Genomic DNA, 1,822 nt, shown 5'->3' on the forward strand with positions numbered 1-1,822 from the left:
GTGCAGATGCCTAACGGGTGCGAAAGTGGTCGGCGCGCTCCCGATCGGTCCCATGTCCCGGCCGAGCTGAAAAGCGGTCTGGACGTTGCGCGTCATCGTCTTGCGGCTCTGGAGCACGATCGGCGACCGCTGAGCGAGTTCCGCAGCCTGATCGATCACCCGGTCACCGACCTCGAAGATCACGGTGCCCATCAGGTTGAACGGGAACGTGCGCGACTCCGACATCGCGTCAGTGACGACCATCAGAGCCCGACTAGCCGACTCGAAGACGTTCACCGGGGAGTCCTGACGATCCGGTCGGCGTAGCCCGCCTCGCCGGCGTCGACACCCAGCACGAAGGCGTGGTGCGCCCGCTTGCGCGCCGTGACCTCTCTGACGGGACGCTGGTCGTCGACGAAGTTGAGCACGGCGTCGGCGATGCGCCGCAACCGTGTGCGTGAGTCTGTGGTGGTCATGGTGTGGCCCTCCTAGTGGGTTGCGTGGTGTTGCTTAGGAAGAGCACCCCCGCGTGCGCCCGACTGATCTCGCCAGGGCGCACCTGACCGCTGCCGCCGCCGACGATGCTGGTCTTGCTGGCGTCGTGGTGGGGCGCGGAGTACGGCGCCGTCGTGATCAGGTCGTCTCCCGGCTCGAGGGCGCCGGCGAGGGAGTGGATCGCCGTCAGCTCGAGCGCCTCCTCGGGCACGAGCGGCGGCAGGATGCTGGGGATCCGCTCGGCCAGGCTGGTCTTGCCTGCGCCCTTCGGCCCCGAGAGCAGTACGGCGTGCCCACCGGCTGCGGCGATGGTGGCGGCGTACTTGGCGTCGGCCATCCCGTCGAGGTCAGCGAAGTCGTCCTGCTCGAGCCGCTCCTCGCCTCGCCAGGTCAGCAGGCGGCTGCCCGACATCGCGGCCACCGGCGGTGCCGCCGGCACCGGATCGCCGCGCAGCTCGGCGACGACCTGCTGGAGCGAGCGCATCCCGAACACCGCCATCCCCGGCACCATGGCCGCCTCTCGCGCCTGCGGCTCCGGCACGAACACGTGCCGGATGCCGCGTTCGGCGGCCGCGAGCACCATCGGCAGCACGCCCGCGACCGAACGGAGCCCGCCCTCGAGGGTCAGCTCACCGATGAACGCGGTCTCGAGCAGCGCCCGAGCGGGCACCGTGTCGTCAGCGGCCAGGACCGCGACCGCCACGGCGAGGTCGAAGTGCGGCCCGCGCTTGATGAGGTCGGCCGGTGAGAGCAGGATCGTGATCCGCTTGGTCGCCGGCCACCCCAGGTCGGAGTTAATGATGGCCATCCGGCAGCGGTCACCGGCCTCCCGCAGCGAGAGATCCGGGCGTCCGACCATGGTGAAGCCGACCTGGCCGGGCGAGACGTCGGCCTGCACGTCGATGAGGTGGCCCAGCGCCCCGTGCAACGAGATCGATCGGGCAGTCGCGACCGCCATCAGCCGATGCCCCGGACGTGGTCGACCACTGCCGCACCCCTTCGCGGCTGCATCACCGCGACGAGGTCGACCCGGGTCTCCTGCGGAGACACCCCGCGGGTCTCGGCCCAGAGCACACCCAGTCGCTGCAACCGGTCGAGCTTGGCGTCGGTGATCGCCTCGTGGGGCGTGCCGTGGCTGGTGCTCGTGCGGGTCTTGACCTCGCACACCACCAACGTGGCGCCGTCACGCAGGACGAGGTCGATCTCGCCCTCCGCGCACCGCCAGTTGCGGTCGAGCAGGGTCATCCCCTGCGCGACGAGGTGCTCCTCGGCCACCCGCTCGCCGTACGCCCCGAGGGCCTGCCTGCTTGCTGCTGTCGTCGTCATCGCGTGACCTCCTGACGACCAG

General features: G+C 70.5%; 4 protein-coding genes. All 4 read right to left on the reverse strand.

Features of this window, described 5'->3' with window-relative positions; translation table 11 throughout:
- Nucleotides 1-225, reverse strand: a 225-nt coding sequence (locus VOI19_RS18925; protein ID WP_323794482.1) for a hypothetical protein, incomplete at its 3' end; no start/stop codon positions are given.
- 47 nt (nt 226-272) lie between these two features.
- Nucleotides 273-455, reverse strand: coding sequence for a hypothetical protein (locus VOI19_RS18930; RefSeq protein WP_323794483.1), 183 nt, complete (start codon nt 453-455; stop codon nt 273-275).
- On the reverse strand, nt 452-1,432 hold the full coding sequence (locus VOI19_RS18935) for an ATP-binding protein (protein WP_323794484.1): 981 nt from the start codon (nt 1,430-1,432) through the stop codon (nt 452-454). The genes VOI19_RS18930 and VOI19_RS18935 overlap by 4 nt, the downstream gene beginning before the upstream one ends.
- Nucleotides 1,432-1,822, reverse strand: a 391-nt coding sequence (locus VOI19_RS18940; RefSeq protein WP_323794485.1) for a YraN family protein, incomplete at its 5' end; no start/stop codon positions are given. The genes VOI19_RS18940 and VOI19_RS18935, both read right to left, overlap by 1 nt.

This window comes from Nocardioides sp. (genome assembly GCF_034670285.1).
In the GTDB taxonomy this organism is placed as follows: domain Bacteria; phylum Actinomycetota; class Actinomycetes; order Propionibacteriales; family Nocardioidaceae; genus Nocardioides.

Excerpts from the sequence above, each read along its gene's own strand:
- VOI19_RS18935 (WP_323794484.1), bottom strand. The coding sequence starts at position 1,432 with ATGGCGGTCGCGACTGCCCGATCGATCTCGTTGCACGGGGCGCTGGGC.
- VOI19_RS18930 (WP_323794483.1), bottom strand. The coding sequence starts at position 455 with ATGACCACCACAGACTCACGCACACGGTTGCGGCGCATCGCCGACGCC.